The sequence below is a fragment of the Streptomyces alkaliphilus genome (genome assembly GCF_014141535.1).
Classification (GTDB): domain Bacteria; phylum Actinomycetota; class Actinomycetes; order Streptomycetales; family Streptomycetaceae; genus Streptomyces; species Streptomyces alkaliphilus.
In genome coordinates this window covers 1-5,551 of the sequence record NZ_VKHT01000280.1, presented here as the reverse complement: position 1 = coordinate 5,551, position 5,551 = coordinate 1, and the positions used below count along the sequence as shown (strand labels likewise).

The following is a 5,551-nucleotide window of genomic DNA, read 5'->3' as shown; positions in this document are numbered from 1 at the left end:
GTGCGCCCCGGGCTCCGGGCGCCGCCCCGCCGGAACCGCGGCGGGCCGGAAGGTCACGGGCAGGATCGCGGTTCGCACCGGGTTCGTGACATCGGGGGACCTCCCTCCCCACGGTCTCCCCGGCCTGGAATAGTCTCCCTCGACATCACCATCCCCGGGTCCGCGACGCTCTGGCGGGCCCGTCGGGGGACAGCAACATGGGGCATGGACTTGTGGGGCGTGGAGTGCCGGATCTCGTACTCGAACTGAACGGACAGAGCTGGACCCTGGACCCGACGCGGTCCTACACGCTGGGCCGTGACCCGCAGGCCGACCTGGTGTTCACCGACGCCCGCGTCTCGTGGCGGCACGCCACCCTGCGATGGGGCGGCGAGGGCTGGGTCCTGGAGGACCACGGGAGCACCAACGGCACGTGGACCCACGGCCAGCGCGTGCAGCAGTTGCACGCCGGGCCGGGGACGGTGCTGAACCTGGGCAACGCGGAGGATGGCCCACGGCTGTCCTTCACCGCGGTGGGGGCCGCGCCGGGCGGGGTCCTGCCGCGGCAGGCACCGCAGCCGGTCGCCGCGGTGTCCCCCGCGACCCCGCCGTCGACCGCGCCCCCGATGCCCTCGGCCGGCCCGCCGGCCCCGGGCGGGTTCCCCGGATCCGGGGAACCGGGGCCCGGCGGTGACGCCGGGGAGGAGGGGAGCGGACCGCGCGGGGCCACCGCCCTGCACCGCTTCGACATCGGCCGGGTGACCCGGATCGGCCGTGCCCTCGAGAACGAGCTGGTCGTTCCCGATCTGCAGGTCTCGCGGTACCACGCCGAGTTCCTGGCCACCCCCGACGGTCGCTTCGAGCTTCGCGACCTGGGCAGCCACAACGGCACCTACGTCAACGGTCAGCCCATGGACAGGAACGGCCGGCAGCTGATCACCCCCTCCGACACCATCGGTATCGGACACTCCACCTTCCGTCTGGTCGGCGACCGGTTGGAGGAGTTCGTCGACACCGGTGAGGTCTCCTTCTCGGCCCGGCACCTGACGGTGCAGGTCAACGACGGCGCCCTGACCATCCTCGACGACGTCTCCTTCGGGGTGCCCGAGAAGTCGCTGGTCGGTGTGATCGGTCCCTCCGGTTCCGGCAAGTCCACCCTGCTGCGGGCCCTGACCGGGTACCGGCCCGCGACCCACGGCGAGGTGCTGTACGACCAGCGCAACCTCTACACCCACTTCGCCGAACTGCGGCACCGCATCGGCCTGGTGCCGCAGGACGACATCCTGCACACCGCGCTGCCGGTGCGGCAGGCGCTGCGCCTGGCCGCCGAGCTCCGCTTCCCCGGCGACGTCGGCAAGGCGGAGCGGAACGCGCGGGTGGAGGAGGTGCTCGCCGAGCTCAAGCTCGACCCCCACGCGGACAAGCGCATCAACCAGCTCTCCGGCGGCCAGCGCAAGCGCGTCTCGGTGGCGCTGGAGCTGCTGACCAAGCCCTCGCTGATCTTCCTCGACGAACCCACCTCCGGCCTGGACCCGGGGATGGACCGCGACGTCATGCAGCTGTTGCGCCGTCTGGCCGACGACGGCCGCACCGTCCTGGTGGTCACCCACTCGGTGGCCGAGCTCGGCCTGTGCGATCGGGTGCTGGTGATGGCGCCGGGCGGCGGGGTCGCCTACTTCGGCCCACCGGACGAGGCGCTGAACTTCTTCGGTTACGACTCCTGGGCGGATGTCTTCTCCGCCTTCGAGAACTACCGCGACCACGACTGGATGGGGCGCTGGCGCGGTTCCCGGCACTACCGGATGTACGCCGCCGACGCGGACGCCGACCTCGCCCGCCCCGCTCACCTCCAACCCCTGCGGGCCGCGCAGCAGAAGGCCCAGAGCTGGGGCGCGCAGGTATGGACCCTGGTACGCCGGTACCTGGCGGTGATCGCCTCGGACAAGGGCTTCATGGCGCTCACCCTCGCGCTGCCGATCATCCTCGGTCTGGTCAGTACGGTGATCCCGGCCCCGCACGGCCTGGGCTACGGCCCACTGGAACGGGGACGGGGCAACGGGGACGCGGGCATCATCCTGCTGATCCTGGTGATCGGCATGTGCTTCGCCGGATCGGCGAACGCCGTGCGCGAGCTCATCAAGGAACGGGTGATCTACGAACGGGAACGGGCCGTGGGTCTCTCCCGCTCGGCGTATCTGATGTCCAAGGTGCTGGTGCTGGGCATGGTCACGATCGTCCAGGGCGTCATTCTGGCCCTGATCTGCTTCGCGCCGCGTGAGTTGCCCGAGCAGGGCGTGCTGTTCGTCGAATCGCCCGCGGTCGAGATGACCATCGTGATCACGGTCCTCGGCATCACCTCCATGATGATCGGCCTGGTGATCTCCTCGGTCGTCCGCACCTCCGAGATGACCATGCCCCTGCTGGTGATGATCTGCGTCGTGCAGCTCGTCTTCACCGGGGTGCTCTTCCAGGTGGCGGGGAAGCCGGGACTGGAGCAGGTGGCCTGGCTGATGCCCTCGCGCTGGGGACTGGCGGGAGTGGGTTCGACCGCCGACCTGAACACCCTGATGGGGCACCGTCAGCGCGGCGAGACCGACCGCCTGTGGGACCACGAGGCGGCCGTGTGGATCCTCGACGTGGGGATGCTCGCGGTCATCTCGGTCGGCTGTGCCTTCCTGGTGCTGCGCTTCCTGCGCCGCCACGAGCCGGAGGTCATGAGGGACTGAACCGTCCGCCCGCCCCGAACGCGTGACGGCCCGCGACCCGGTGATCACCGGGTCGCAGGCCGTCACGCGTTCGACGGTGCTCCCCCGGGAACCCGGAGTCGGTCCGGGTTCCCGGGAGGGGGGTCGCTCAGTACCAGTGGTTGTTCTGCCAGAAGGACCAGGCGGCGCAGGGGCTGCCGTAGCGCTCCTCCATGTACTGCAGACCCCACTCGATCTGCGTGGTCGGGTTGCTCTGCCAGTCGGAGCCGGCGGAGGCCATCTTCCCCGCGGGGAGGGCCTGCATGAGTCCGTACGCACCGCTGGAGGGGTTGGTCGCGGTGTGGTCCCAGCCGCTCTCCCGTTCCACGATGTTGGCGAAGCACTGGTACTGCGCCGCGTCGTCGATCATCCGCTGGGCGGTGTCCTGTGCCCCGGTGGTCGGCGCGGCGTGGGCCGTGCCCGCCACACCCAGTACGCCCAGACCCGCGACGGCGGCTCCCGCCATGCCGACGGCGGCGGTGCGGCGGGCGCGGGACAGGAACGAACGCGGGGTGGTGCCGTGGACTGCCATGAAAGGTGATCCTCTGCTTCCGGTTGCTCTCGGCCGGGTCGAACCGGCCTCGATCGGGACAGTCGCCATTCTTGGCAAGTCATGAAAAAAGGGGCAAACAGCTCAATTACTACTCGGGACCGTGGTCCCGGGACCCTCCCGGGACCCCCGCCCGGCGCCGCCCGTCACCCGCCGGAAGGACACCCGTCCACTACCGGCGATAGGGGAGGGACCTCGGTCCCGTGACACGGCTCACTCCCGGGCGCCCCCGCACCCCTTCTTTCCCACCCTTTGCCACGGAGTCGTCACCGAAGGTGCCCGACTCCGACGGTCCGTCGCCACGACCCCCCCGCCACCCCGGCCCGGGACCGGGGAGCTAAGCCGTTTCCCGCGTCGTCGCCGCCCGGGGACCGATCCGTGTCCCGGGTCCGGAGCGGTACCGTGCGGACCATGGCAACCGGCACCGGCCTCGCCGCCATCAGTGACGCGCTCCTCGCGATGAACAGCACCCGCCAGGTGCGCGACGTGCTGCAGACCATCGTCGGCTCGGCCAGGGAACTCCTCAACGCCCGCTACGCCGCCCTCGGGGTGCCCGACGGTGCCGGCGGGTTCGCCCAGTTCCTCGTCTCCGGCATGACCGAGCGCCAGTGGCGGGCCATCGGTCCACTGCCCCGCCAGCACGGACTGCTCGCCGCGATGCTCCGCCGGGCCGAACCCGAGCGCGTCGCCGACATCCGCCGCGACCCCCGGTTCGAGGGGTGGCCGGAGGCCCACCCCGAGATGCGCGGCTTCCTGGGCATGCCGATTCTCGACGGGGAACGGGTGCTCGGAGCCCTCTTCCTCGCCGACAAGCTCCCCGAGCGCCCCGCCGCCCGGACCCGCCTCCGGGACGGCACCGGCCCGGGCACCGGACGTCCGCGCGGTGACACCTCCTTCACCGAGGAGGACGAGGAACTGCTGCGCCTGCTGGCCCGCCATGCCGCGATCGCCCTCACCAACGCCCATCTGCTGGAACGCAGCCGCGAACTGTCCATCGCCGAGGAACGCGCCCGGATCGCCCGGGAGTTGCACGACGCCGTCGCACAGAAACTCTTCTCGCTGCGACTGACCGCCCGCGCCGCCGCCGGCCTGCTGACCCGCGACCCCGCCCGCGCCGCCGCCGAACTCACCGAGGTGACCCGGCTCGCCGCCGAGGCCGCCGACGAGCTGCGCGCCGTGGTGGTCGAACTGCGGCCGGCGGCGTTGGAGGAGGACGGCCTGGCCGCCGTCCTGGACGCCGAGACCAGAGTCCTGAACCGGGCGCACCCGGCCCGGGTCGCCTTCGTGTGCCGTGAGCCCGGGGCCCCGGGCCCCGATCGCGAGGAGGCTCTGCTCCAGGTCGCCAGGGAAGCCCTCCACAACGCCCTGCGTCACGCCGCCCCGAGCCGGGTGGACGTCTCCCTCGACCGACGGGGAGCCCATACCGTCCTGCGGGTGGTCGACGACGGCACCGGCTTCGACCCGGGGGCCGTGCGTCGCGCCGGACGCCGTCTGGGCCTGGTCTCCATGCGCGATCGCGCCCAGGCCGTGGGCGGCAGCCTGACCATCACATCGGAACCCGGTCGTGGGACCGTCGTCGAAATGGAGGTGCCCCGTGGCTGATCCCGACGCCGCGCCCATCCGGGTCCTCGTGGTGGACGACCACCGGGTCGTGCGCCGGGGACTGCGGACCTTTCTGGAGATCCAGGAGGACATCGAGGTCGTCGGCGAGGCGGCCGACGGCGCCGAGGCCGTCGAACGCGCCCGTGAACTGCGCCCCGACGTGGTCCTGTTGGATCTCAGGATGCCCGGTACCGACGGCTTGGAGGCCCTGCGTTCCCTCGGCGCCGGGGCCGACACCCGGGTCCTGGTCATCACCAGCTTCACCGAGCGCCGCAGCGTCGTCCCCGCACTGCGGGCCGGGGCCGGTGGCTACCTCCACAAGGACATCGACCCCGATGCCCTGGCGGCGGCGATCCGCTCCGTGCACGCCGGACACGTCCTGCTCGAACCGGAGATCGCCCGCGCACTGCTGAGCAATGACACCGACGGCCGCTCCGGCCGCTCCGGCACGCTCACCGAGCGGGAACGCGAGGTGCTCGCCCTGATCGCCCGGGGGCGTGCCAACCGGGAGATCGCCCGGGCCCTGGTGCTGTCGGAGAAGACCGTCAAGACGCACGTCTCCAACATCCTCATGAAGCTCGAACTCGCCGATCGCACCCAGGCCGCGCTGTGGGCGGTCCGCAACGGCCTGGCCGAGTGAGGACGGCCCCCCGGACCCCTCAGGGGCCCGCCGACC

The 5,551-nt window shown here is 71.8% G+C and carries 4 protein-coding genes; 3 read left to right on the top strand and 1 reads right to left on the bottom strand.

Annotated features, from left to right (window positions below; genetic code table 11):
• Window positions 1-197: 197 nt before the first annotated feature.
• On the top strand, window positions 198-2,705 hold the full coding sequence (locus FNQ90_RS11170) for an FHA domain-containing protein (protein ID WP_194432425.1): 2,508 nt from the start codon (window positions 198-200) through the stop codon (window positions 2,703-2,705).
• A 127-nt stretch (window positions 2,706-2,832) separates the two neighbouring features.
• On the opposite strand, the gene FNQ90_RS11165 is transcribed toward FNQ90_RS11170, so the two are convergent.
• Entirely contained in the window at window positions 2,833-3,189 is a 357-nt protein-coding gene (locus FNQ90_RS11165; RefSeq protein WP_228454472.1) for an aggregation-promoting factor C-terminal-like domain-containing protein, read from the bottom strand.
• 495 nt (window positions 3,190-3,684) lie between these two features.
• Between FNQ90_RS11165 and FNQ90_RS11160 the strand changes: the two genes are divergently transcribed.
• Together FNQ90_RS11160 and FNQ90_RS11155 are read left to right on the top strand one after the other, a co-directional pair.
• On the top strand, window positions 3,685-4,875 hold the full coding sequence (locus FNQ90_RS11160) for a GAF domain-containing sensor histidine kinase (RefSeq protein ID WP_182606224.1): 1,191 nt from the start codon (window positions 3,685-3,687) through the stop codon (window positions 4,873-4,875).
• On the top strand, window positions 4,868-5,515 hold the full coding sequence (locus FNQ90_RS11155; protein ID WP_323379885.1) for a response regulator transcription factor: 648 nt from the start codon (window positions 4,868-4,870) through the stop codon (window positions 5,513-5,515). Before FNQ90_RS11160 ends, FNQ90_RS11155 begins: the two co-directional genes overlap by 8 nt.
• Window positions 5,516-5,551 lie beyond the last annotated feature (36 nt).

Coding starts and splice junctions, on each gene's coding strand:
- FNQ90_RS11170 (WP_194432425.1), top strand. CDS start 198: ATGGGGCATGGACTTGTGGGGCGTGGAGTGCCGGATCTCGTACTCGAA.
- FNQ90_RS11165 (WP_228454472.1), bottom strand. CDS start 3,189: ATGGCGGGAGCCGCCGTCGCGGGTCTGGGCGTACTGGGTGTGGCGGGC.
- FNQ90_RS11160 (WP_182606224.1), top strand. CDS start 3,685: ATGGCAACCGGCACCGGCCTCGCCGCCATCAGTGACGCGCTCCTCGCG.